General features: G+C 71.0%; 20 protein-coding genes. 9 read left to right on the top strand and 11 right to left on the bottom strand.

Features of this window, described 5'->3' with window-relative positions; genetic code table 11:
• Window position 1: 1 nt before the first annotated feature.
• Complete coding sequence (locus ITP53_RS17005; protein WP_195896367.1) at window positions 2-1,087, top strand: PrsW family intramembrane metalloprotease; 1,086 nt, start codon at window positions 2-4, stop codon at window positions 1,085-1,087.
• A gap of 93 nt (window positions 1,088-1,180) precedes the next feature.
• Here the strand turns inward: ITP53_RS17005 and ITP53_RS17000 are convergent, their stop codons facing one another.
• Window positions 1,181-2,512: an MFS transporter gene (locus tag ITP53_RS17000; protein ID WP_195896366.1), complete on the bottom strand. Its 1,332-nt coding sequence runs from the start codon at window positions 2,510-2,512 to the stop codon at window positions 1,181-1,183.
• 55 nt (window positions 2,513-2,567) lie between these two features.
• Between ITP53_RS17000 and ITP53_RS16995 the strand changes: the two genes are divergently transcribed.
• A complete protein-coding gene (locus ITP53_RS16995) occupies window positions 2,568-3,086 on the top strand; it encodes a winged helix-turn-helix transcriptional regulator (RefSeq protein WP_195896365.1) in 519 nt (172 codons plus the stop codon).
• A gap of 32 nt (window positions 3,087-3,118) precedes the next feature.
• Window positions 3,119-3,739: a pyridoxamine 5'-phosphate oxidase family protein gene (locus ITP53_RS16990; protein ID WP_195896364.1), complete on the top strand. Its 621-nt coding sequence runs from the start codon at window positions 3,119-3,121 to the stop codon at window positions 3,737-3,739.
• A gap of 17 nt (window positions 3,740-3,756) precedes the next feature.
• On the opposite strand, the gene ITP53_RS16985 is transcribed toward ITP53_RS16990, so the two are convergent.
• Window positions 3,757-3,921 carry a hypothetical protein gene (locus ITP53_RS16985; RefSeq protein ID WP_195896363.1) on the bottom strand — a complete coding sequence of 55 codons (165 nt, stop codon included), beginning with the start codon at window positions 3,919-3,921 and terminating at the stop codon, window positions 3,757-3,759.
• A gap of 345 nt (window positions 3,922-4,266) precedes the next feature.
• On the bottom strand, window positions 4,267-4,710 hold the full coding sequence (locus ITP53_RS16980; RefSeq protein WP_195896362.1) for a carboxymuconolactone decarboxylase family protein: 444 nt from the start codon (window positions 4,708-4,710) through the stop codon (window positions 4,267-4,269).
• A 138-nt stretch (window positions 4,711-4,848) separates the two neighbouring features.
• Between ITP53_RS16980 and ITP53_RS16975 the strand changes: the two genes are divergently transcribed.
• Together ITP53_RS16975 and ITP53_RS16970 are read left to right on the top strand one after the other, a co-directional pair.
• The gene (locus tag ITP53_RS16975; protein ID WP_195896361.1) at window positions 4,849-5,943 is read left to right on the top strand and encodes an MFS transporter; all 1,095 of its coding nucleotides are present in this window, start codon (window positions 4,849-4,851) and stop codon (window positions 5,941-5,943) included.
• A gap of 87 nt (window positions 5,944-6,030) precedes the next feature.
• Window positions 6,031-6,282, top strand: coding sequence for a hypothetical protein (locus tag ITP53_RS16970; RefSeq protein ID WP_195896360.1), 252 nt, complete (start codon window positions 6,031-6,033; stop codon window positions 6,280-6,282).
• A 41-nt stretch (window positions 6,283-6,323) separates the two neighbouring features.
• Here ITP53_RS16970 and ITP53_RS16965 read toward each other — a convergent pair whose 3' ends face one another.
• From ITP53_RS16965 to ITP53_RS16935, 7 genes are all read right to left on the bottom strand, one after another.
• Window positions 6,324-8,018 carry an ABC transporter family substrate-binding protein gene (locus ITP53_RS16965; protein ID WP_207756042.1) on the bottom strand — a complete coding sequence of 565 codons (1,695 nt, stop codon included), beginning with the start codon at window positions 8,016-8,018 and terminating at the stop codon, window positions 6,324-6,326.
• 29 nt (window positions 8,019-8,047) lie between these two features.
• Window positions 8,048-10,069 carry a dipeptide ABC transporter ATP-binding protein gene (locus ITP53_RS16960; RefSeq protein WP_195896359.1) on the bottom strand — a complete coding sequence of 674 codons (2,022 nt, stop codon included), beginning with the start codon at window positions 10,067-10,069 and terminating at the stop codon, window positions 8,048-8,050.
• Window positions 10,066-10,974, bottom strand: coding sequence for an ABC transporter permease (locus ITP53_RS16955; protein ID WP_195896358.1), 909 nt, complete (start codon window positions 10,972-10,974; stop codon window positions 10,066-10,068). The genes ITP53_RS16960 and ITP53_RS16955 overlap by 4 nt, the downstream gene beginning before the upstream one ends.
• The gene (locus ITP53_RS16950) at window positions 10,971-11,957 is read right to left on the bottom strand and encodes an ABC transporter permease (RefSeq protein ID WP_195896357.1); all 987 of its coding nucleotides are present in this window, start codon (window positions 11,955-11,957) and stop codon (window positions 10,971-10,973) included. Before ITP53_RS16950 ends, ITP53_RS16955 begins: the two co-directional genes overlap by 4 nt.
• Window positions 11,958-12,139: 182 nt before the next feature.
• Complete coding sequence (locus tag ITP53_RS16945) at window positions 12,140-14,488, bottom strand: AAA family ATPase (RefSeq protein ID WP_195896356.1); 2,349 nt, start codon at window positions 14,486-14,488, stop codon at window positions 12,140-12,142.
• Between the two features lie 64 nt (window positions 14,489-14,552).
• Window positions 14,553-15,449 carry a haloalkane dehalogenase gene (locus ITP53_RS16940; protein WP_195896355.1) on the bottom strand — a complete coding sequence of 299 codons (897 nt, stop codon included), beginning with the start codon at window positions 15,447-15,449 and terminating at the stop codon, window positions 14,553-14,555.
• 15 nt (window positions 15,450-15,464) lie between these two features.
• Complete coding sequence (locus tag ITP53_RS16935) at window positions 15,465-17,210, bottom strand: tetratricopeptide repeat protein (RefSeq protein ID WP_207756041.1); 1,746 nt, start codon at window positions 17,208-17,210, stop codon at window positions 15,465-15,467.
• A 254-nt stretch (window positions 17,211-17,464) separates the two neighbouring features.
• Here ITP53_RS16935 and ITP53_RS16930 point away from each other — a divergent pair, with 254 nt between their 5' ends.
• From ITP53_RS16930 to ITP53_RS16915, 4 genes are all read left to right on the top strand, one after another.
• Window positions 17,465-18,994: an MFS transporter gene (locus ITP53_RS16930; RefSeq protein ID WP_195896353.1), complete on the top strand. Its 1,530-nt coding sequence runs from the start codon at window positions 17,465-17,467 to the stop codon at window positions 18,992-18,994.
• Between the two features lie 35 nt (window positions 18,995-19,029).
• Window positions 19,030-19,707, top strand: a complete 678-nt coding sequence (locus ITP53_RS16925; protein WP_195896352.1) for a DoxX family protein — start codon at window positions 19,030-19,032, stop codon at window positions 19,705-19,707.
• A 211-nt stretch (window positions 19,708-19,918) separates the two neighbouring features.
• Complete coding sequence (locus ITP53_RS16920; RefSeq protein ID WP_195896351.1) at window positions 19,919-20,947, top strand: LacI family DNA-binding transcriptional regulator; 1,029 nt, start codon at window positions 19,919-19,921, stop codon at window positions 20,945-20,947.
• Window positions 20,948-21,086: 139 nt separating this feature from the next.
• Window positions 21,087-22,943 (top strand): ricin-type beta-trefoil lectin domain protein, encoded by a 1,857-nt coding sequence (locus ITP53_RS16915; protein WP_195896350.1) that lies wholly within the window; start codon window positions 21,087-21,089, stop codon window positions 22,941-22,943.
• 15 nt (window positions 22,944-22,958) lie between these two features.
• Here the strand turns inward: ITP53_RS16915 and sthA are convergent, their stop codons facing one another.
• Window positions 22,959-24,374, bottom strand: coding sequence for a Si-specific NAD(P)(+) transhydrogenase (gene sthA, locus ITP53_RS16910; protein WP_195896349.1), 1,416 nt, complete (start codon window positions 24,372-24,374; stop codon window positions 22,959-22,961).
• Window positions 24,375-24,392: the final 18 nt, after the last annotated feature.

Genomic DNA, 24,392 nt, shown 5'->3' with positions numbered 1-24,392 from the left:
CATGACAACTCCGTCGCTCGCTCAGCGGCCCAGCAAGGCCCTCCTGATCGGCCTGGTCGTCTCGGGGATCCTCGCCCTCGCCGTCCTGGCGGTCATGCTGGCGTCCGGCGGCCCGATCGGATTCGGGCTGTCGGCGCTGCTGGCCGTCGCGCCGCTGCCCGTGCTGCTCGCCGCGGTGCTCTCCCTCGACAGGCTGGAGCCCGAGCCCAAGCTGCACCTGGCGTTCGCGTTCGCGTGGGGCGCCGGGGTGGCGGTCGTGCTGGCCATCGCGCTGACCGTCCTGGGCCAGACGCTGTTCCTCAGAGCCGGGTACGGCACCCAGGTCGTCGACGCCATAGGCGCCGTCTTCCTGGCCCCGGTGATCGAGGAGGCGCTCAAGGGGTCGGCGCTGCTGCTGCTTCTGCGCAGGAGACGCGAGATCGACGGTCTGACCGACGGCATCGTGTACGCCTCCATGGCCGGCCTCGGCTTCGCCGCCGTGGAGAACGTCGGCTACTACCTGCTCGCGTTCGGCGAGGACGGCCCGGGCGGCGCGGTCCAGCTCTTCGTCCTGAGAGGGCTGATCGACCCGCTCGGCCACCCCGTCTACACCTCCATGATCGGACTCGGCGTCGCGTACGCGCTCACCCGCCGCACCACGGCCAGGTTCGCCGCGATCCCGATCGGTTACCTGGCCGCGGTCTTCCTGCACGGCCTCTGGAACGGCGCCGCCACCACGGGCTCGCTGGCCTGGCTCGGCGTGGCGTACCTCGTCATCATGGCGGCGCTCGTCCTGCTCATCGTCGTGACCGTGGCCGAGCGCCGCGGCCTCGTCTCGCGGATGGCCTTCTACCTGCCCGGATACGAGCAGACCGGACTCGTGACCGCGGCCGACGTCAGGATGCTCAGCACGTTGCCCGCGCGCAAGGCGGCCCGCAAGCAGGCCAGGGGAGCGGGGCTCGGCCGGGCCATGAGCGACTACCAGCAGGCGGCGACCGAGCTGACCATGCTGCATCTGAGGGCCGAGCGGCAGGGCATGGACCCCGCCAGGTTCGCCCTGGAACGCGACGCGTTCCTGGGGGCGATGGCGCAGGCCCGCCGCTGGTAAAGCCGGGCCCGCTCCCCGGCTCCTCCTCGGCCAGAACAGCCGGGGAACAGGACAGGCCGGCCGGAACAGTCGGGGAGCGGATCAGGACCGGGGTCAGGAACGCACAGCCAGGGCGGCGATCGCGGTGACGCCCGTCAGCCCGATGCAGGCGGCCACCGCGACCACGGTCCCCTGGCCGAGCCCGAACCCGCCGATGACCGCCGCCACCCCGGCCGCGCCCAGGGAGGAGCCGACGTACCTGGCGGTGTTGTTGGCCCCCGACCCCATGCTCACCCGGTGCGCGGGCACGCTCTCGATCGCCAGATGCGTGATCGAGGAGTTGATCAGCCCTGACCCGGCCCCGCTCACCGCCAGCCCGGCGACGACCAGCGCAAGCGGCAGTTCGACCCCCACGCCCAGCAACCCGGTGAACCCGGCCGCGCTCAGTCCCATGCCGAGGGCCAGCCGCCCGGCCGCCCGGAGCCGTACGTACCGGGTGAGCAGCGACGACACGAACGACACCCCCGACCAGACGCCGAGCAGCAGCGCCGTGACCAGCGGAGTAAGCCCGTGCGCGGCCTGCAACACCGTCGGCAGGTAGCCCAGCAGCCCCACCACCGCGGCCCCCACGACCAGCGCACCGCCCGTCGCCACGAGGAACACCGGCCGCCGGAACAGCTCCAGGTCGAGCAGCGGCGCCGATCGCCGCCGCTCCACCGCGACGAACGCGACCAGCAAGACCACCGCCGCGGCGAACGCGACCAGGACGATCGGCCGCGACCACCCCACTCGCCCCTGGGTCACACCCACGACCAGCGCGGCCACGCCCAGGCTGAGCAGCAGCACCCCCGGCACGTCCAGCCTGCGCGGCGTCGCCGAACGCGACTCCTCCAGCATCCGGGCCGACACCACGGCCAGCGCCAGCGCGCAGGCCGCGATCAGCCAGTACATCGCCCGCCAGCCCATCACCGTGGCCGTCAACCCGCTCGCCAGCGGCCCGACGGCGGTGCCGAGCCCCATCATGGCGCCGTACCGGCCCGCGGCCCGAACCCGTTCCGCGCCGGTCGGGTAGGCGTGCCCGACGATGCCCAGACTCGACGCCAGCATGGCCGCGCTCGCCGCGCCCTGCACGATCCTGGCCAGCACGAAGACGGGCAGCGTCGTGCTCACCGCGGCCACCACGCCGGCGACGGCGAGCACGCCCGTGCCCGCCACCAGCACCCGCCTGCGCCCGTAGTCGTCGGCCAGTCCCCCCGAGACCAGCAGCAACGCGGACAATCCCAGCGCGATCGACCCCAGGATCCACACCGGACCGGTCGGCCCGGCCCCGAGTGCCCGCACGGTCTGCGGCACCGTCACCATCGGCACCGTGTAGTTCGTCAGCACGAGCAGCGGCGCCGCCGACGCCACAGCGAGCGTCTTCCGCCCCCAAGTCAGTTCGGTCATTGAACTCATGCTGCCGGACGTTATCACGGTTCAATGAATGAACTATCCTGGGCCCATGGCACTCGGCAAGAACTACGACGGCCAGGACTGCTCCCTGGCCAGGGCCCTGGAGTTGATCGGCGAGCGGTGGACGCTGCTCGTGGTCCGTGACGCGATGTACGGCGTACGCCGCTACGGCGACTTCCTGGCCCATCTCGACATCCCCAGGGCGGTCCTGTCGCAGCGGCTGTCCACGCTGGTCGACGCCGGAATCCTCGACCGGCGCCGCTACCAGGACGCGCCACCGCGCGACGAGTACGTCCTGACCGCCACGGGCCGCGAGCTCTGGCTGCCCGTGCTCGCCATCTCACAGTGGGGTGAGCGCCACCTGACGAAGACCGGCCCCCGGCGCCTGTTCCACCACGTGACCTGCGGCGCCAGGATCGACGCGACCACGCTCTGCGCCACCTGCGGGAGGACCGTCCCGATCGAGGAGGCCGAGGTGCGCCCGGGTCCCGGGCTCTCGGAAACACGGGAGGACCAGGTCAGTCTCGCCCTGCGGTCACCCCGCCGGATGCTGGATCCGATCCCCTGAGAAAATAGCGGAAACCCTCGAAGGGAGATCACATGAGCTGGGCGGAGATCGGGTCCGAGGCGGAGTTGCGCGATTTACTCGGCGAAGTCATGCCGAGGGCGGCGACCAAGGAACGCGTACGCCTGCACGAGCGTGACCGCGACTGGCTGGCGGCCTCGCCGTTCTGCCTTATCGCGACCTCCGACGATCGGGGGAGCTGCGACGTCTCGCCCAAGGGCGACCCGGCCGGGTTCGTCCACGTCATCGACGACACCAGGATCGCCATCCCCGACCGTCCGGGAAACCGTCGGGCGGACGGATTCCTCAATATCCTGAAAAATCCGCATGTGGGGTTGATCTTTCTCGTCCCCGGCCGCAACGAGACCCTGCGCGTCAACGGCCGGGCCCGGCTCGTCCGCGAGGCCCCGTTCTTCGACGAGATGATCGTCAAGGGCCACCGCCCGCACCTCGCGCTCGTCGTGGAGATCGAGCAGATCTTCTTCCACTGCGCCAAGTCGTTCCTGCGCTCCGCGCTGTGGAAGCCGGAGAGCTGGGGCGAGGACGGCCTGCCCTCGCACGCGAGGCTGGTCAAGGACGTGCAGAAGGTCGAAGAGAGCCTGGAAGAGCTCGAGAGCTACTACGGCGAGTCCTACGCCAAGAAGCTCTACGGCTGAGCCCGGCCGCCGGTCGATCAGGCGGCCGAGGTGGGGCCGGGGAAGAGGATCACGTTCTTGCCCGTGTAGGCCCGCAGATCGATCACCTTGGGATCGGCCGGCGGCTTGGGATGGTCCGCCGATCGGATGTCGCGGATCTTGTGCCTGGCGACGTGCGGCGGCACTGCCACAAGCCTCTTCATCGTGAGCCCCCCGTGATATTTCTGTTACCGATGTTATCTACAGAAACACACGTAAGTTCGGTGTAAGAAGTAAATCAATAGGGAAGCTTGCGGCCCGCGGGCGACCGCAGGTCCAGCTCGATGACCGGCCGGGGACGCTGCTTGGGTGTCGACTTCGTGACTCTGACGCGTTTCATGGTCTCCCCTTCCGAACCGTGTCCGCTCTCTCCTCCTGCCACAGTGCGCCGCCGATCTCGAGGGCGGCTTGACGGGCGCTCGTCGCCCGCCATGCGCGACAACCTAATCCGGGGAGACCGGCTCGCTCAATGCATTTCCACGGAGTGAGCCGGTCTTCCCCGGCCGGCGTCAGGTCCCCGGGGTCAGCCGGGCGGTCACGCCGATCCGGTTCCACGCGTTGATCATGGCGATCGCCACGACGAGCAGCGCGAGCCGCCGCTCGCTGTAGTGCTCGCTCGCCTGCTGCCACACCGCGTCCGGCACGGCCTCGCGATCGGCCAGCCGGGTCGCCTCCTCCGTCAGGGCCAGCGCGGCCCGCTCGGCCGGGGTGTAGACCGTGGCCTCGCGCCAGGCCGCCACCGACCACAGGCGCTCGTCGCTCTCGCCCTCTTTCTTCAGGTCCCGGCTGTGCATGTCGACGCAGTAGCCGCAACCGTTGATCTGGCTGGCGCGCAGCTTGACCAGGTCGATCGTGCTCCGCGGCAGCTCGCTCTCGCGCAGCAGCTCCTCCACCTGCAGGAGGTGGTGGTACGCCTGGGGCACCTGCTTGGCGATGTTGATCCGCTGGGTCATGTCAATCTCCGTAACTCGTCCTTCCACTACAAAGACACGACAGCCCGCCCCGATGTGACAGCCGCCGTACATCAGGGACGAAAACGGACCCGTCACTGCCCGGGATATCAAGGAAGCTTTACCGCAAGGGGGATATGGATGCCGCTCATCGCGGTTTGCGCGGCCTGGGCCGTGTTCTGGGGCTCCTGGTCGGCCCTCCTGCCCGCCATCAAGCTGGAGCTGGGGATCTCGGCTGGCGATCTGGGGCTGGCGCTGAGCGCCGTACCGGTCGGGGCGCTGCCCGCGATGGCCCTGGCGGGACGGCTGGCGCGGGGACGGGAGCGGCTCGCCCTGACGGTGAGCACGGTCGCGTTCGCGCTCGCCGTCGCCGGGATCGGCCTGGTCGCCACGCCGTGGCAGCTCGCCCTGGCGCTGCTGGTGGTCGGCGCCGCCAGCGGAGCGCTGGACGTCGTCCTGAACCTCGCCACGGGCCGCGTCGAGCGCGAGAGCGGCCGCAGGCTCTTCCAGGCGGTACACGCCGCCTTCCCCGTCGCGGTCATCGTGGCCGCCCCGGCCACCGGGCTGGCACGCTCGCTCGGCCTCGGCGTCGGCGTCGTGCTGCTGGTGGTGGCCCTGATCGTGATCGCCGCGGCATTGCCGCTGATCGCCCTGCCCGTGGGACGCGGTGCCCCGGTCGCCGCCTCGGGGCACGACAGGCACGGGTTGTGGGGCGCGGCCGTCGTGCTCGGGACGCTCGCGGCCTGCGTACTCGTCATCGAGAACTCGGTGGAGCAGTGGTCGGTGCTGCTTCTCGAGGAGCATCGGGACGCCACGCCCCTCGTGTCGAGCGCCGCGCCGTCGGTCTACATGGCGGCGCTCACGGCCGGCCGGCTCATCATGCAGGCGCTGCCCCTGGTGCCCCTCAGGGCGTTGTACCTGGTCGGCGGCGTGGGCGGGGGCGCGGGTATCGCGCTGGCCGGGCTGGGCGGCAGCGTGCCGGCGTCCATGGCCGGGTTCGCGGTGACGGGGCTGGCGCTCGGCCCGCTGGTGCCCGCCCTGCTCAGCCGGTCGGCCGCCGACGATCCGAGCGGGACGCTGGTGTGGGGGGTGTCGACGATCTCGTACACGGGGTTCGTCGTCAGCCCGCTCCTGGTGGCGTGGCTGAGCGGGTGGCTCGGCCTGCCCGCCGCGCTGGCCGCCCTCGGGTTCCTGGGGCTGCCACTGGTGGCCCGGTTCCTGCTGCGCCGATCGTGACCCGGGGCGAATATGGGGTGCCGTTGGGGAAAGGAGACCACGGAACCGGGTATCCCCCGGGCGGAATGGACTTCGAAGGGGATCACCATGGCTGTCTGCGAATCCTGCGGCAACGACTACGACATGGCGTTCGAGGTGCACGCGCAGGGAGCGGTGCACACGTTCGACTGCTTCCAGTGCGCGATCGAGGCGATGGCGCCGATGTGCGAGCACTGCGGCACCAAGGTCATCGGGCACGGGGTCCAGTCGGGCGACCACTGGTACTGCTGCGCCCACTGCGCTCGTGAGGAGGGCACCAGGGGAATCGTCGACCGCGTCATGGCAGACACATCCGCCTAGTCCGTCTAGGCAGCGAGTGACGGCCAGACGCCGGCGACGGGTCAGCCCGTGAATCCGATGTCCTCGTAGCGGAGGTTGTAGAAGCCGCGCGCTCCCACGTTGGCCAGCGTCTCACGGGTCGCGACGTTCTGCGGGCGCTGGTAGAGCGGGAGCACGTTGACCTGCTGCCAGAGCAGCCTGTCGGCCTTGTTCGCCTGTGTACCGGCCCGCGCCGGGTTCAGCGTCTGGGCGGCCCTGCTCATGGCCTGGTCGATGGCCGCCGATCCGGTACGCCCGAAGTTGGCGTTCCAGGTTCGCCCGTCAGGCGAGTTCGCATAGATCCCATAGCTACTGGAAACCGGAAAAGGCGTCCCGATGTAGGCGAAGGGCGTTATGTCGAAATTGCCGGGAATGACGTACTTGCTGAAGAAGTCGTCGCTGGGCACCGCCTGGATCGTGAGCTTCACCCCGATCTGCGCGAGCATGCTCTGCGCCAGCTCCCCCTCCGACTTGCTGAGCTGGACCCCGGACGGCACCACGAACCGCAGCTCGAGCGTCTTGCCGTCCTTCTGCCTGACCGCGCCGCTCAGCTTCCACCCGGCCGCGTCCAGCAGTTGCCGCGCCCTGCCGGGGTCGTGCACGCCGAGACTCCCGGCGTTGTCCTGGTAACCCTCCTGCGTGTTCATGAAGAAGTGGTTGTTCAGCAGCGCGATCGGCCAGTCCAGACCCTGGAGGTCGGAGCGCGCGATGACCTGGCGGTCGATGCCGAGCTGGACGGCCTGCCGTACGTTCTGGTCCTTGAGCAGCTCGCTCGACCCGTTGAAGGTGAAGTGCCGGAAGTCGGGGCCGGCCGCCTGGCGTACGTGGGCGCCCGACGTCGCCTTGGCGCGCGCGTAGTCGGGAGCCGACGGCCCGACGTCGATGATGTCGAGCTCGCCGTTGCTGAACGCGCCGATCAGCGAGTCCTGCTCCGAGGACCGGTAGATGATCCGGTCGAGCTTGGCCCGGTTGCCCCACCAGCCGTCGTCGCGCAAAAGCGTGATCGTCTTGGCGGTCTGGTCGAACCCGCCGAACTTGAACGGCCCGGCCGTCACCGGGATCTTGTTCAGCCAGGCGGTGTTGAACGCCTGGGGCGACCCGTTCGTGGAGGCGGGCAGCAGCGGCGCGAAGAGCGCCTGCCAGTCCCCGAACGGCCGCGCGAACGTCACCACCACCTCGTGGTCGTCCTTGCCCCGCGCCACCTTCTCGATGTCCTGGTAGCCGGTGGACGAGACGATGTGATAGTCGGAGTCCTTGCCGTTGAGCGCCTGCCACTGCGCCTGGTAGTCCGCCCACGTGATGGGCTTGCCGTCGGACCACCTCGCCTTCGGATTCAGTGTGTACGTCACCACCTGCTTGGGCCGCTGCGCCGTGACCGAGGCGGCGAGCACGTAGTCTCGGTCCACCGAGATCTCCGCCTTCTCGTTGGACCAGAACGGCCCGGGGAGCAGCGCGTTGCTGATCACGGCGGCCATGGCCAGGTTGCCGTCGACGTGGTTACGGTTCCACTGGGCGGGGAACTCGTTGATGCCCCAGCGCAGCGTCCCGCCGTCCTTGACCTTGTCACGCGGCTGCGGGTTGATGTCGAAGGCCCTGATCGTCCGCTCGTCCCCGGTGGCGCCCGGGCTCCCCGGGCCGCCCTGCGGGCCGCCCCCGCAGCCCGTCAGGCACAGCGAGCCGGCCACGGCGACGGCCATGACAAGGCGTGATGCTTTCATCGAGGCAATTCCTCCTGATTGAGCGACATCTATATGACTTCGCGCCTCTCTGCGTAATGACAGGCGGCTCCCTGGTCCTCGCCCAGCGACCGCACCTCGGGCTCGACGGTCACGCAGGCCGTGCGCTCCTGGTCGGTGAGCTCGGCGCGGAACTTCGGGCACCTGGTGCGGAACCGGCAGCCCGACGGCGGGTGGGCCGGGCTGGGCAGGTCGCCTTCGAGCAGGATCCGCTCCCGCGAGCGCTCGCGTACCGGGTCGGGCAGCGGGATCGCCGACAGCAGAGCCTGCGTGTACGGGTGCGCCGGGGCGTCGTAGACGGCGTCCACCTGGCCGATCTCGGCGATCCTGCCGAGATACATGACGGCGACGCGGTCGGCGATGTGGCGCACCACGGCCAGGTCGTGCGCCACGAACAGATACGACAGTCCGAGCCGGGCCTTCAGCGAACCCAGCAGGTTGATCACACCGGCCTGGATCGACACGTCGAGCGCGGAGACCGGCTCGTCCAGCACCAGCAGCCGGGGCTCCAGCGCGAGCGCCCTGGCGATGCCGATGCGCTGCCGCTGGCCGCCGGAGAAGTCCTGCGGGTAGCGGGCCGCGTGCGGCGGATCCAGTCCGACCAGGGCGAGCAACTCGCCGACCCGCCGCCCCGGCCGGCGCTCCCCGTGCGTACGCAGCGGCTCGGCCAGGATGTCGTAGACGGTCATGCGGGGGTCGAGTGAGGCCAGCGGATCCTGGAAGACGACCTGCATGTCGCGCCTGATCCGCGTGCGCTCCCCGCCGGAGAGCCGCGCCGTGTCGCGCCCCAGCACGACGATCCTGCCCTCCTGCGGCGCGGCCAGCTCCAGGATCTGCGTCAGCGTCGTCGTCTTGCCGCTGCCGGACTCGCCGACCAGCCCCAGCGTCTCGCCCTGCCGGATGTCGAAGTCGACCCCGGCCACCGCGTGCACCGTGCCGACCCTGCGCTTGAACACCGCGCCTTTCAGCAGCGGATATTCCTTGACCAGATCGTGGACCTCCAGGACCGTCCGCTCCTCGCGTGCCCGGCGCGCGGGAGGGCCCGCGGGCGCGGCGTGCCGGCCGCGGGTGTACGGGCGCACCTCCTCCCAGCGGATGCAGGCCGCCCGGTGCCCGGCTCCGACGTCGAACAGCGGCGGCTCCCGCTCGTCGCACGCGTCGATCCGCAGCGGGCAGCGCGGCGCGAACGGGCACCCGGGCGGCAGCGCCGCCGGCGACGGCGGGTTGCCCTCGATCGGCGTCAGCGCCCGCCGCCCGCCCCTGTCCACCCGTGGGACGGACCCGAGCAGGCCCACGGTGTACGGCATGCGCGGCCGGTAGAAGATGTCGTCCACGTCGCCCACCTCGACGGGGCGGCCGGCGTACATCACCAGGACGCGGTCGGCGAAGCCGGCCACCACCCCGAGATCATGCGTGATCAGGACGATCGCGGCGCCGGTCTTCTGCTGGGCCCTCTTCAGCACCTCAAGCACCTGTGCCTGGATGGTGACGTCGAGCGCCGTGGTCGGCTCGTCGCAGATGATCACATCGGGGTCGTTGGCGATGGCCATCGCGATCACCACGCGCTGCCGCATCCCGCCGGAGAACTCGTGCGGGAAGGCCAGCGCCCGCTCGGCGGGATGCGGGATGCCGACGAGCTCAAGCAGTTCGACGGCCTTGACCATGGCCGTCTCCTTGCTGACCCGCTGGTGGACGCGTACGGCCTCGGCGATCTGGTCGCCCACGCGGTAGACGGGGGTCAGCGCGGACAGCGGGTCCTGGAACACCATGGACATGCTCTTGCCGCGGAAGGACGTCAGCTCCCGCTCAGGGGCTCCGATCAGCTCCCTGCCCCGCAGGCGTACGGACCCGGTGACGCGCGCCCCCGGCGGCAGCAGCCCCATCACGGCGGCCGAGGTGACGGACTTGCCTGAGCCGGACTCGCCGACGATGCCGAGGACCTCGCCCGGGCGTACGGCGTAGCTGACACCGCGTACGGCGGCCACCTCGCCGAACGACACGCTGAGGTCGCCGACCTCCAGAACCGCGCTCATCGCGCCCTCTTCGCCGACGGGTCGAACGCGTCACGCAGCGCGTCGCCGATGAGGTTGACCGCGAGCACGGTGACCACCAGCAGCCCCGCCACGAACCAGAACGTCCACGGCGCGTACAACGCGGTCCTGGAACCGTCGGCGATGAGCGTCCCGAACGACACGTCGGGCGGCTGGATCCCGAACCCGAAGTACGACAGCGAGGTCTCGGTGAGGATCGCGGAGCTGACGTTGAGCGTGGCGTCCACGATGAGCAGCGACGACAGGTTGGGGATCACGTGGCGGAAGATGATCCGCACCGGCGGCACCCCCATGTAGCGGGCCGCCTGGATGAACTCGCGCTCCTTCAGCGAGATCGCCATCCCCCTCACGATCTTCGAGGTGACCATCCACAGGAACAGTGCCAGCATGATCACGAACAGCGGCCACTGACCCGCCCCGAACAGCGGCGACATGATCGCCAGGATCAGGAACCCGGGCAACACGAGCAGCAGATCGGTCAGCCAGCTCAACCCCCGATCGGTCCAGCCGAGGAAGTAGCCGGCGAACGCCCCGACCACGGCCGCCAGCGCCGTCGACACCAGCGCCGCCAGCAGCCCCACGATCAGCGACTTCTGCATCCCGCGCAGCGTCACCGCGTAGACGTCGGCGCCGGTCTGGAGCGTTCCGAACCAGTGGGCGGCCGACGGCGGCTGCAGGAAGGCCATGAAGTCCTTGTCGGTGTAGCTCCACTTGCTGAAGTAGGGTCCGGCGAACGCCAGCAGGAACATCAGCACCAGCGTCACGAACCCGATCCACCCCTGCACCGAGCCGAAGAAGCGCCCGGCGACCACCCGCGTCCGCGACGGCGCCCTGCTCGTGACGCCTTCGGTCAGCTCCTCCGCCAGCTCCTCGTCGGAAAGCGTCATCGGGCGCGTACCCTCGGGTCGAGCGCGGCGTGCAGCAGGTCGGCGGCCAGCGAGGCGCACAGCACGGAGACCGCCGCGAGCAGGGAGATGGCCGCGACGGTGTTGACGTCGTTGGTGAAGATGGAGTTGATCAGCTGCTCGCCCAGGCCGTGCCAGCCGAAGATCTTCTCCGTGAACGTCGCCCCGGTCAGCAGCGCGCCGAACATGAACGCGAAGTAGGTCACCACGGGGATCAGCGCCGTCCGCAGCGCGTGCCTGGTGAGCGCCCTGCGCCTGCTCAGCCCCTTGGCCCTGGCCGTGCGTACGAAGTCGGCCCCGAGCACGTCGAGCATCATGTTGCGCTGGTAGCGGCTGAAGACCGCGATGAGCCCGACGGACAACGAGACCGTGGGCAGGATCAGGTGCTGCAGCCGGTCGATCACGTGCCCCCAGAACCCGGCGTCGTGCCCGTCGCTGTACTCGCCGCTGACCAGGAACACCTGGTGGCCGAACACGCGGTCGTTGGCCCAGATCGCCACCAGGATGAGCATGTTGGCCAGCACGACCACGGGGACGGCGAGCACCACGAAGGACACGCCGGTCGAGAGCCGGTCGAACCAGCCGTACTGGCGGACCGCCGCGAGGGCGCCCACGAGGACCCCGAGCAGGCTCCCGCACACCAGCCCGAGCACGACCAGCCGGAACGTGACGCCCATGCGGCGCTTGAGATCGTCGTTGACCGGCGAGCCCGCGACGGCCTTGCCGAAGTCGCCGTGCAGCACGCCGCCCGCCCAGGTGGCGTAGCGCTGCAGCAGCGGCGTCTTGTCGTTGAGGTTGAGCTCGGTGAGCTGGGCGTCGACCACGGCGGGCGGCGGCTTGGGGGTGCGGTCGGCGTAGTTGGAGCGCGGGTCGAGTGCCGTGGCCGCCAGCAGGTAGGCGAGGCTGGCGGCCACCACGACGAGCACGGCGTAGTTGAGCAGCCTGCGGGCCAGGAACCCCGCCATCGCTCCCCTTCCGACGCGCACGGCATGCAGGCGTGAGCCCCGCGACGCGCCCGTGGACCACCCCAAGCCGTCCACGGCGGGTGCGGACTCCGCCACCGGGCGGTGGACCGCTGAGCGCGGCTCACCGTAGTCATAGTGCTACACCATGTGAGCGTCGCGCCGCACGCAACCTTCAAAGATGGTTAACGTCCGGAAATCTCATCCACCGCGGTGCGGACGTCCTCGCTCGTGATCGTGGTGAGGTCGGCCGAGGTGGCCGCGCCGCCACGCGCGGCGTGGGCGGCCAGCCGCACGTCGCGGCGCATGGCGGCCCGCTCGAACAGCGACCTGGCGAAACGGCCGTTGCCGAGCCCGTCGATCAGCCGCTCCTCGCACACCCAGTCGAACACCTCGTCGAGGTCGCGCAGCGCCTCCTCGTCGAAGGTGTCGCCGGACTTCTCCGCCAGCAGCACCGCGATCTCCGACAGCTCGCGCGGTGAGTAGCTGGGGAAGGCGACCCGCTGGTTGAACCGGCTGGCCAGGCCCGGGTTGGTGGCGAGGAACGCGTCCATCTCGCGCTGGTAGCCGGCCAGCACGACGACCAGCCGGTCACGGTCGTCCTCGGCGCGCTTGAGCAGGGTCTGCACGGCCTCCGAGCCGAACGCGTCGCCGCCCTGGTAGCCGGGGTTGACCAGGCTGTAGGCCTCGTCGATGAACAGCACCCCGCCCAGCGCCCTGTCGACCAGCTCGTTGGTCTTGATCGCGGTGGCGCCGAGGTGCTGGCCGACCAGGTCGGCCCGATGGGCCTCGACCACGTCGGGTCTGGACAGCAGGCCGAGCGCGGCGAAGATGCGGGCCACGACCCGGGCGACCGTGGTCTTGCCGGTGCCGGGCGGGCCGGCGAACACGAAGTGCCGCATCTGCGGCGGCGTGGGCAGCCCGCGCTCCTGCCGCATCCGCGCCACCTGGAGCTGGGCGGCGATCGCGTGCACCTGCCGCTTGACCGGCGCGAGGCCCGCCATCGCGTCGAGGTCGGCCAGCGCCTCCTCCAGGGTGGGCGTGGCCACGTAGCCGCGGAAGCGCGCGGTCAGCTCGTCGAACGCCTTGGTGACGTCGGGCGTCGTGGTGGTCACCAGGTCCTGCGTGGTCGGCGTGCCGCCGGCGCCCACCACGCGTACGTCGCGGGCCTGCGCGGCGGCCTCGGCCAGGCTGCGCGCGAACCTGGCGTTGCCCAGCTCGTCGACCAGGCCACGCCGGTGGACGTCCTCGAACAGGCCGAGCAGCGCCCGCCCGGTCTCGTCGTCCATCGTGTCGCCCCGGCGCTTCTGGAGCAGCTCGGTGACCTCGACCAGCTCGGCGGGGGAGTAGCCGGGGAAGCGCACCCGGGTGGCGAACCTGCTGGCCAGGCCGGGGTTGCTGGACAAGAACGCGCTCATCTCCTGCTCGTAGCCGGCCAGGATGATGATGACCCGCTCGCGGTCGTCCTCGGCCCGTTTGAGCAGCGTCTGCACGGCCTCGGCGCCGAACCTGTCGGGCTGCCCGTCGGAGGAGTTGACCAGGCCGTACGCCTCGTCGATGAACAGCACCCCGCCTAGCGCCCTGTCGACCAGCTCGTTGGTCTTGATCGCGGTCGCGCCCAGGAACTCGCCCACCAGGTCGGCCCGCTGCGCCTCGACGACGTAGGGGGTCTGCAGCAGGCCAAAGGCGTAGAAGATCTTGGCGAGCGCGCGCGCCACGCTGGTCTTGCCGGTGCCGGGCGGGCCGACGAAGACGAAGTGCCTGGTCGGCCGGTCGGTGGTGTAGCCGGCCTCGGCCCGCAGCCTGGACGCCTCGATGGAGGCGGCGATCGAGCGCACCTGCTCCTTGACCGGCGCCAGGCCGACCATGCTCTCCAGCTCGCTGAGCGCCTCCTCGACGGAGATCTGCGGCGGCGCGGCGCTCCTGTCGTGCGGCTGCTCCGGCCTGCCCTCGCGGACCCTCACCCGGACCTGCTCCTCGACCGCGGCGCCGGCCGCCTTGGCCCGGCGGGCCTGCAGGAGCCGGTGGACGAGCACGGCGCAGGCGGCGGCGTAGGCGGTCCAGAGCGCGCCGACGTCGGAGATCGGGGAGACGGCGGCGCCGAGCACGCCGGCCGGGACGAGCGCCATGAGGGTGGTCATCCACGGCGTCACCCAGCGGATGAGGTGCGCGGCGGCGGCGACGGGCAGGGCCAGCGCGACCATGAGGTGCAGGGAGAAGGCCCCGGGCGGGAACAGCGTCCCGAACACCGGCACGGCCAGGACGACCCAGCCGGCGACCACCAGGGCGGTGGCGGCGGCGCGGGGGAAGCGCATGGTCAGCGCCACGAACGCGAGCAGCAGGACCACGAGGGGGAAGGTCTTGAGCAGATCCCAGCCGAGCGCCGCGCCGATCGCCATGACGGCGACGAGCACGACCACGTAGATCACCCGGCGCGCGGCGGGGGGAATGCGGAAATAACGCTCTCGCACCTTCTCGAACAGATCCCGCGCCGTGGCCCGCCCCGCGGTCTGGGCACTGCCGGACTCACGCATCACGCCTCCCCGGTCCGCCCCCGGTTATACCGCACCGGACCGACTATTGGGCGGGCCTGACACGCTAGGTGGAGGTCACGAAAACGGCGATCTGACGCCCCAGCTCCGCCCCGGCGTCCTCCTGGAGGAAGTGCCCGGCGCCCTTGATCACGGGATGTGCCAGGCCAGAGGCGCCCGAGATCGATTTGCGGAGAATGGGCGCCATGCCGCCGGTGATCGGATCACGGTCGGAGAACGCCACCAGGAACGGCCGGTCGAGCGTCGTGAGAATCCGCCAGGCAGCGCGGTTGGCGGGCGCGGCGGGGTCGTCAGGCGTGATCGGCACGAGCCCGGGCATGGCGCGGGGACCCGCCTTGTACGACTCGTCCGGGAACGGCGCGTCGTACGCGGCCCGTACCTCCTCCGGCAGCGCGCTCGTGCAGCCCGACTGGACCAGCCGGGCGATGTCGAGCACCGGCGCCTTGGCCACCGTGTCCTTGAACCGGTGCCACACGTCAGGCATGGGAATGTCACCCGAGGGCAACCCCGTGTTGGCCGCCACGATCCTGGCGACGCTCCCGGGGTGCTCGGCCGCGATCCGCAGCCCGATGAGCCCGCCCCAGTCCTGGCCGACGATGGTGATGCCGCGCAGGCCGAGCGCGTCGAGCAACAGGGCGCGGGTCCACTCCACGTGCCTGGCGTAGGTGTGGTCGGCGACGTCGGCCGGCTTGTCCGAGCGGCCGAACCCCACCAGGTCGACGGCGATCGCGCGCAGCCCGGCCGCGGCCAGCTCGGGCATGACGTGCCGGTAGAGGAACGACCAGGTCGGCTCGCCGTGCAGCAGCACGACCGGCTCACCGCCTTCGGGGCCCGCCTCGACGTACGCCATGCGAAGCCCGCCGGGCACCTCGGCGTAGCGTGGCTCGTAGGGGAAGCCGGGCAGGTTCGCGAAGCGCTCCTCGGGAGTGCGGAGAGTACGCATAGAACAAGATTCTAGCTAGCGGCGCTGATGCCGGCCCGGGAATTCGCCCACGAGTAGTTCCTTGGGTGTGACGCGCAGGATGTCCGAGTCGGCCTGGGCGATGCCGCGCACCTCCACCCAGAACCGGCGCTGCAGCGGGTCCGCCGCGAACACCGCCACCCTCGGGTCGGCCTCGATCGCCTCCCACGCCTCCGTCCCCGCGATCAGCCGCAGTTCGCCGGACGAGGTGACGGACGCCGCCGCGCCCACGACCCTGGGCCCGAGCGGGCCGCCGTAGGACAGGACGACGCTGCGGGCGTACGAGAAGGCCTGGCGTACCTCGGGGGTCATCGCGACGGACGGCGCGGCGCCCATGGGCAGGTCGCACATGATCAGGGAGGACCGCCACGGCCCCGGCGCGCCCCGCCACCAGGCGCGCGCCGCGCACGCCACGAACACGACCGTCGCCGCGCCGAGCGCGCCGAGTCCGATCCGCCAGCCCCACGCCGACCCCAGCAGCCCGCCCGCCGCGCAGGCCGCGGCGGCCAGCACGACCAGGCAGGTCGCGGTGAACAGCCACCGGTCACGGTGGCGGGCGCGCAGGTAACCGCGCAGCATCGGGTACGGCACCGCCACCGCGGCCACGGCGGCCCTGGGCTCCACCGCGAGCGCCACGCCCGCCAGCGGCACCAGTACCGACCAGGTCCTGCCGAGCAGGATCCAGAGCGTGACGCCGGTGTTCCGCCTGGCGGTGCGCTCGGCCGAGCCCGGCCCGGCCCGCGCCGTCTCGGCCAGCGCCCGGAGCGGACGGCCGCGCCACGCCTCCGCCAGCGCGCGCACCGCCGCCAGCGCGGGCCAGCCCAGCACCACGATGCCCGCCAGCCCCGCCCATACCGGGTCGAACGCGGCGGGCACGGCGGGCACCGCGCTCAGCAGCAGCCAGGCGGCGAACGCGGCCACCGCCAGCGCCGCCGACACGACGGCCGCCCCCAGCCAGGGATCCCTGCTGAGCATCGCGGGCACGTACGGCCAGACGCCGACCCGCCGCGCCTGCCTCACCGTGAGCGGCACCAGCAGGACCAGTACGGCGAAGCCGCCGAGCCTGGCCTGCGCGCCCCAGTCGAAGAGGAGCGCGCACACGGCGACGGCGACCGTGGCCACGGCGACCAGCAGGCGGACCTGCCGGGACCAGACCTCCAGGGCGCGCCTGGCCCGGCCCGTCTCGCGCGGGTCCACAGGCCAGGCCGGGTCGTGGTGCGGGCGGGGGTGATCCCAGTGCAGCAGGGACAGGCCCAGGTTCACGTGGGCCTGCGGGTGCCCGGGGTCGATGGCGAGCGCGGCACGGTACGCCTGACCGGCACGGGCGTGGTCCCCGCTCGACAGGGCGAGGTCGCCCAGCATGACCTGGGGATCGGCCTCCTCCGGCGCGAATTTCCCGGCCAGCTCGGCCTGCGCCGCCGCCTCCCGCCAGCGTCCGGGCAGGCGGCGCAGGATCGCGGCCAGGCGCAGGCGGGCCGCCCAGGAGCCGCGCGCCAGCTCCACCGCCCGTTCCGCAGGCCGCGCCGCGTCGGCGTCCCGGCCCAGCCGCTCGTGGGCGAGGCTGATGAGCCGGTGCGCCCATTCCGCGGTGGGATCCAGGTCGGCCGCCCGGCGCGCGGCGTCGAGCGCGGACTCGGGGCGGCCGGCGTTCAGCCTGTTCAGGGCCTCTTCACACCATTCACGTGAGGACCTATCCGGAATGTGGTCATTTCTGGTGTTTGGATCGGTCCCCACGGAACCCATGATCGACTGCCGAACGAATCTTGGATAGATCCCGACATATGGCTGTATCTCTCTAGAGAGGTACGGCGGACGGCGGATCATCCGATACCGCTATGACAAGTGCCTGACATGGCCTAAGCTGCCACGCAAGCCGGGAGCCGAGGAGCCAGGTCAAGGAGCTCGGCCGGAAAGAGCAGCCGAGTGCGCGGCTCCGAGGTCTGTCGACCAACAGCACGAGCGGGCCCTGTGACACGGATCGGCCTGCGAGGAGACCCATGACCGTCACACAGGCCGCACCCCCCGTACGGACTGCCGACCGGGAGTGCCACGACCGCCGCTGGTCCATCCTCGTCCTGCTCTGCGCGAGCCTGCTGCTGATCACCGTCGACGCCACGGTCCTGCACATCGCGGTGCCCGCGCTCACCGCCGCCCTCGAACCTTCCGCGGTGCAGCTGCTGTGGATCATCGACATCTACTCGCTCGTGGTGGCGCCGCTGCTGATCATGTTCGGCACGCTCGGCGACAGGTACGGCCGCAAGCGGCTGGTCCTGTACGGGTTCGTGCTGTTCGGCGTGGCCTCGGCGGCGGCCGCGTTCGCCCCGACCCCGCTGACCCTGGTCCTGGCCAGGGCGTTGCTCGGCGTCGGCGGCGCGATGATCATGCCGGCCACGCTCTCGCTCATCCGCCAGGTGTTCACCGACCGGCGAGAGCGCGCCATCGCCCTGGGCGTCTGGAGCGCGGTCGCCGCCGCCGGCGCGGCCGTGGGGCCGCTCATCGGCGGGATCCTCGTCGGCGTCTGGTGGGGCGCCGTCTTCCTCATCAACGTGCCGATCCTGCTCGTGCTGCTGCCCGCCGCCGTACGCCTGCTGCCCGAGTCGCGCGAGCGCCAACGGGGCTCCTGGGACGCCGTCAGCGCGGTGTTGTCGGTGGCCGGCATCCTCGCGCTGGCCTTCGGGCTGAAGGAGGCGGGTTCAGGCAGTCTCATGCCGCTGTGGGCGTCCCTGCTGGTGTTCCTGGGCGGTCTCGGGCTTCTTGTCGTGTTCGTCCGGCGGCAGACGCGGCTGCGAACGCCGTTGCTGGAGGTCGGGCTGTTCCGCAGGCGCGACTTCACCACCGGCGTCGCGGGCGTGTTGCTCGGCGTTTTCGCGCTGGTGGGGCTGCAGCTCATGCTCGCCCAATACCTTCAACTCGTGCTCGGTGACAGCCCGCTGCGCGCCGCGATCCGGATGCTGCCGCTGGTGGTGTCGGCCGTGCTCGGCGGGCTCGCCGCGGCCCACATCCTGTCGCGGATCGGCATGCGGGCCACGATGAGCGGCGGGCTCGGCCTCGTCGCGCTCGCCCTGACCCCCACGCTGGGCTGGGGCGTCGAGGGCCATCCCGTGATGCTGGCGATCTGCTTCGTCGGCATCGGGTTCGGGGTGCAGGTGGCGCTGCTCGCCGCCTCCGACACGATCATGTCCTCCGCGTCGGAGTCCCAGGCGGGCGGCGCCGCGGCGATCGAGGAGACGGCGTACGAACTGGGCGCCGGCCTGGGCGTGGCCGTGCTCGGCACGGTCACCACGATCGTGTACGCGCCAGGTCTGCCCCCGGTGCCCGGGGTCTCCGACGGAGGCATGGACCAGGCCAGGCAGTCGCTCGCCTCGGCCGCGCACGTCGCGGACCAGGTCGGCGGCAGCGCGGGCGGGGCGCTGCTCGACGCCGCCCGGTGGGCCTTCGTCAACGCCCTGCACACGACCGTGGTCGTCAGTGTCGTCCTGCTCAGTTTGACGGCCGTTGTGGTCGCCATGCTGCTCAGCCGTGATTGAGGTGTGCTATGTCCCGCTTAGGGCAGACAATAACCGTGAAACAGGCCCTTCGTGATCTTGCTGCTTTAGTCGCCCGCGTAGGCGTGGGCGGCATCTTCTTCGCCAACGGCTGGGCCAAGCTCGAGGACGGCCTGAAGATCACCGGGGCGAGGTTTCTCGAGCAGGGCGCCCCCGCGCCCGGCGCCTGGGCGACGGTCACCATGCTCGCCGAGCTCATCGGCGGCGCGCTGCTGATCGCCGGGCTGGCGGTGTCGACCACCGGCCTGATCCTGTTCGCCGAGGCCCTGGCCGTCTTCGTGGTGGCGCCGCCGCTCAATCCGATCAGCATGAACGAGCTGATCCTCCTGGGCGCCGCCTCCCTCCTTCTCGCCGTCGTCGGCGCCGGGCGGGTCTCCGTGGATCACATGGTCGTGATCCGGCGCAGGGAGTCCGAGGCGGCGGACGAGTTCGCCGCCGACAGCGAGGCGGACCGGGTGATCGCCTCCTTCCGCGAGCCCGAAAAACCGGACAGTTCCGACACCAAGGACTCCGACGCCAAGGACAAACCGGCGGTGTCGGGGACCGAGGACACGGCTCCCCATCCGCGCCCGCGGCCACAGAGCGGCGACCCCAAGGGCGCCGAGGACACCACGCCGTCGCCCACGCCGGGCGACACGCTGGTGGCCGGCCGTAAGAAACCACCGGCCCGCGGCCGCCGCCCCGCGTCCGGCTGACCCGCTCCCGCGGCGGACGCCTCGCCGGCGTGCCCTGAGAGACGCCCACCGGATGCCGGTTCCGCGGCACCTCCTCCCAGGAACCGGTCCGGCTTCCCAGGAACCGGTCCGGCGGCGGTGACGGCCCCGAGGGCCGAGCCGGGAACCGCGGGGTGGAGATCGGCCGCGCCCGCTGAATATCCTGACGGCGAAGCGGGGTCAGGGGGCGTGGATGACGGCAGGAGCCGGCCGGGCGCGCGCGACGGTGCGTGACGTCGCGGCCGAGACCGGCCTGTCGATCGCCACCGTCTCGCGCGTGCTCAACGGCCAGGCCAACGTCGCCCCGCGGACCCGCGAGCTGGTGCTGCGCGCCGTCGGCCGGCTCGGCGACCAGGCGCCCAGGCCGCGCGCGGAGCGGGAGACGGCGGCCGGCGCGGTCTACGTGCGCTGCCCGTACGTCCTGAGCGACTACTTCGGGCTCATCGTCTCGTCGGTGGGGGAGACGATCGAGCTGCACGGCAGGCAGATGATCCTTGGCGCCGGCGAGGCCGCCCAGGGCGCGCCCGTGCTGCCGGGCCTGCCCGGTCTGCCCGGGGTCGCGGGCGCGATCCTGATCCTGCCCCCGGAGCCGGGCGAGGAGCTCGTACGCCTGCGCGACCGCGGCTTCCCCTTCGTGGTGATCGACCCGAGGACCCCGCCACCGAAGGACGTCGCCGCCGTGTCGGCCGCTCACTTCGCCGGCGGTCGCAAGCTGATGGCCCACGTGACCGGGCTGGGCCACCGCCGCGTCGGGATCATCGGCGGCCCGGTGAAATGGCTGCCCAGTGAGGCCAGACTGGCCGGATACACCGCCTCGCTGGCCGACGCCGGCGTGCTGCCCACCCCGGAGCTGCTGCGCAACGTTCCGGAGCCGAGCACCGAGCAGGGCCACCGCGCGGCCGGCGAGCTGCTCGACCTGCCCGAGCGGCCGACGGCGCTGGTGGCGTTCAACGACAAGATGGCGGTAGGGGCGCTGTGGGCGGCGGCCGAGCGGGGGCTGAGCGTCCCCGGCGACCTGTCGGTGGCGGGCTTCGACGACATCGACGTCAGCCGGGCCACCTCGCCGGCCCTCACCACGGTGCGCCAGCCGCTGGAGGAAATGGGGCGGATGGCGGTCACGCTGCTGATGCGGCTGCTCAGCAGGCACACTCTGGAGGCGCTGCACGTCTCGCTGGGCACCGAGCTGATCGTCCGCGCCTCCACCGGGCCCGTGCCGCGCTGAGCCCGCTGTTTCATCTGTTACATCTGACCGCTGACTTGACGACAGTGGTGGCTCATGTTGTTCTGCTGAGTGCGAAGCCTGTTTCACATTTGTTTCATTTGTTACATAGGCATCACCCCCTGCCAGAAAGGCCCCAGCCGTGTCCAGAACCCTCCGGCGGGCGCTCACGCTCGCCACCGCGGCCGTCTTAGGACTGGCCGTGCCGGTCCCGGCCCTCGCCGCCGGCGAGCCCGTGAACGTCTGGCTCACCACCACGTCCGACTCCGGCGGCCGTACCGTCACGCGCGGCCTCGCGCAGCAGGCGCCGATCGCCTTCGGCCCCGCGGGCGGCGGCGCCGCCCACACGATCACCGTCAACGAGGGCACCAGATACCAGCAGTTCGAGGGCGGGGGCGCGTCGATCACCGACACGACCGCGTACCTGCTGCGCGGCGGGCCGGTCAGCGCGGCCACCCGGGACGCCGCGATGCGCAAGCTGTTCTCGCCGTCCGAGGGGATCGGGCTGTCGTTCGTACGCAACCCGATCGGCGCCTCCGACCTGTCCCGCCCCGGCATGGTCTCGCTCGACGACACCTGCTGCGACCTGAACGACTTCGGCGCCAACGGCTACGACACCAATGTGCGGCTCCTGACCGCCCAGGCCAAGCAGCTCAACCCGGCGCTGCGGGTCAAGGGCGTCCCGTGGAGCGCCCCCGGCTGGATGAAGGACAACGGCCGGATGGACCAGATGGGCTGGCTGAAGTGGGAGCACTACGGCACGTACGCCCAGTACCTGGTCAAGTACATCCAGAGCTACCAGGCCGCCGGAGTCCCGGTGAACTACGTCTCGCTCCAGAACGAGCCCAACTGCTGCCAGGCGTCCAACCCGACCGCCATGAACTACCCGGGCATGTCCTGGAACGCCTCCGGCCTGATCGAGCTGACCAAGAACTTCGTCTTCCCGGCGTTCCGTGCGGCCGGCATCACCACGAAGGTGCTCGTACACGACTGGAACTACGGCGACTACGGCCAGATCGGCAGCCCGATCCTGGCGGACGCCGCGATCAGGAACGACCCGTTGTTCGGCGGCATCGCCTGGCACGGCTACTACGGTGACCCGGCGGTCGGCACGCAGGTGCACGGCCAGTATCCGTCGGTGCCGCAGTTCAGCACCGAGCACTCGGGCGGCACCTGGATCGGCAACCAGCACAACGAGGACATGGCCGACATCGTCACCTACGCCCGCAACTGGAGCAGCAGCCTGGTCAAGTGGAGTCTCGCGCTGAACCAGAACATGGGCCCGCACAACGGCGGCTGCGGCACCTGCACCGGCCTGATCACCGTCCAGGAGGGCGGCGCCCGCGCGGGCCAGGTGGACTACACGATCGAGTACTACACGACCGGCCACCTCACCAAGTTCGTCAAGCCGGGGGCGTACCGGATCGACTCGACCGCGAACGGCACGGTCCAGAACGTCGCCTGGCGCAACCCCGACGGCTCCAAGGCGCTGATCGCCCACAACGGCGGCACGTCGGCGCAGTCGATCAGGGTCGACTGGGGCGGCCAGTCGTTCGTCTACACGCTGCCCGCTCGCACCACCGCCACGTTCACCTGGTCGGGCACGCCGTCGGGCGCCTCTGGCGGCACGATCACCGGCCTGGCGGGCAAGTGCGTCGACGTGGCCGGAGGCAGCAGCGCGGACGGCACGGCCGTGCAGCTCCACACCTGCAACGGCAGCGCCGCGCAGCGGTGGACCCGGCCAGGCGACGGCACGCTGCGCGCGCTCGGCAAGTGCCTCGACGTCGCCGACCACGGCACCGCCGACGGCAGCAGGCTGCAACTCTGGTCGTGTACGGGCGCCGCCAACCAGCAGTGGACCCACACGGCGGGCAGGGACCTGGTCAACCCCGCCGCTGACAAGTGCGCCGACGTCACAGGCAACACCAGTGCCGACGGCACCCGCCTGCAGATCTGGACCTGCACGGGTGCCGCCAACCAGAAGTGGACGCTGTCCTGACGAAGGCCGTCCGGCTCACCTGTCCGAGGCGAGCCGGGCGACCGTCCGCATCTTGTTCATGGCGTCCAGCGCCGCCACCTTGTACGACTCCGACAGCGTCGGGTAGTTGAACACGGCGTTGACCAGGTAGTCGACCGTGCCGCCGCAGCCCATCAGCGTCTGCCCGATGTGCAGCAGCTCCGTGGCCCCCGTCCCGAACACGTGCACGCCGAGCAGCCGCCGGTCGAGCGAGGACACCAGCAGCTTCAGCATCCCGTACGAGTCGCCGATGATCTGCCCTCTGGCCAGCTCGCGGTAGCGCGAGATGCCCACCTCGAACGGCACCTTGTCCCGGGTCAGCTCGTCCTCCGACTTCCCGACGAAGCTGATCTCGGGAATGGTGTAGATCCCGATGGGCGACAACTCGTGCATGCCGCCCGCCGGCTCGCCGAACGCGTGCTGGGCGGCCAGCCGGCCCTGCTCCATCGACGTGGCCGCCAGCGCGGGGAAGCCGATCACGTCGCCGACCGCGTAGATGTGCGGGACGGTCGTGGCGTAGTTGGAGTCGACCGAGATCCTGCCCCGGTCGTCGGCGGTCAGGCCGGCGGCGTCCAGGCACAGCTCGGCGGTCTTGCCCTGCCGGCCCGCCGAGTACATGACGCAGTCGGCCGGGATCTTCTTGCCGCTCTCCAGCAGCGTCAGCGCGCCGCGCGGGCGGCGCTCGACCCCTGCGACGCTCTCCCCGAACCTGAAGGTCACCGCCAGGTCGCGCAGGTGGTACTTCAGCGCCTCGACGATCTCCAGGTCGCAGAACTCCAGCATGCGGTCGCGCCGCTCCACCACCGTGACCTTGGTGCCGAGCGCGGCGAACATGGAGGCGTACTCGATGCCGATCACCCCGGCGCCCACGACGACCAGCGTCTCGGGCACCCGGTCGAGGTGCAGGATCGCGTCGGAGTCGATGACCGTCTTGCCGTCGAACTCCACGCTGGCCGGCCGGGCGGGTGACGTGCCCGTGGCTATGACGATCTTGTCCGCGGTGACCTTCGTCTCCTCGGTCATGGCCTCCTCGTCGGTGATACCGATCGTGTGCGGGTCCAGGAACCTGCCGGTGCCCTGCAGCACCGATACGTGGTTGCGTGAGAGCTGGCTGCGGATCACCTGGATCTCCCGGCCGATCACGTGCTGGGTCCGCATCCCCAGGTCCGTCACCGTGATGTCGTCCTTGACCCGGTAGCTGGCGCCGTACAGTTCTCTCTGGTTGAGGCCGGTGAGGTAGAGGACGGCCTCGCGGAGGGTCTTGGACGGGATCGTTCCCGTGTTGATGCAGACACCGCCCATCATGTGCCGCTTCTCGACCACCGCCACGCGCCGGCCGAGTTTGGCCGCCGCGATCGCGGCCTTCTGTCCACCTGGTCCGGAACCCAGGACCACTAAATCGAAATCCGCCACACGGCTCAGTCTGAAGGC

Source organism: Nonomuraea cypriaca, from assembly GCF_015645445.1.
Classification (GTDB): domain Bacteria; phylum Actinomycetota; class Actinomycetes; order Streptosporangiales; family Streptosporangiaceae; genus Nonomuraea; species Nonomuraea cypriaca.
Note: the sequence above shows the minus strand (reverse complement) of the source record. Positions and strands in the feature narration are given on the sequence as shown.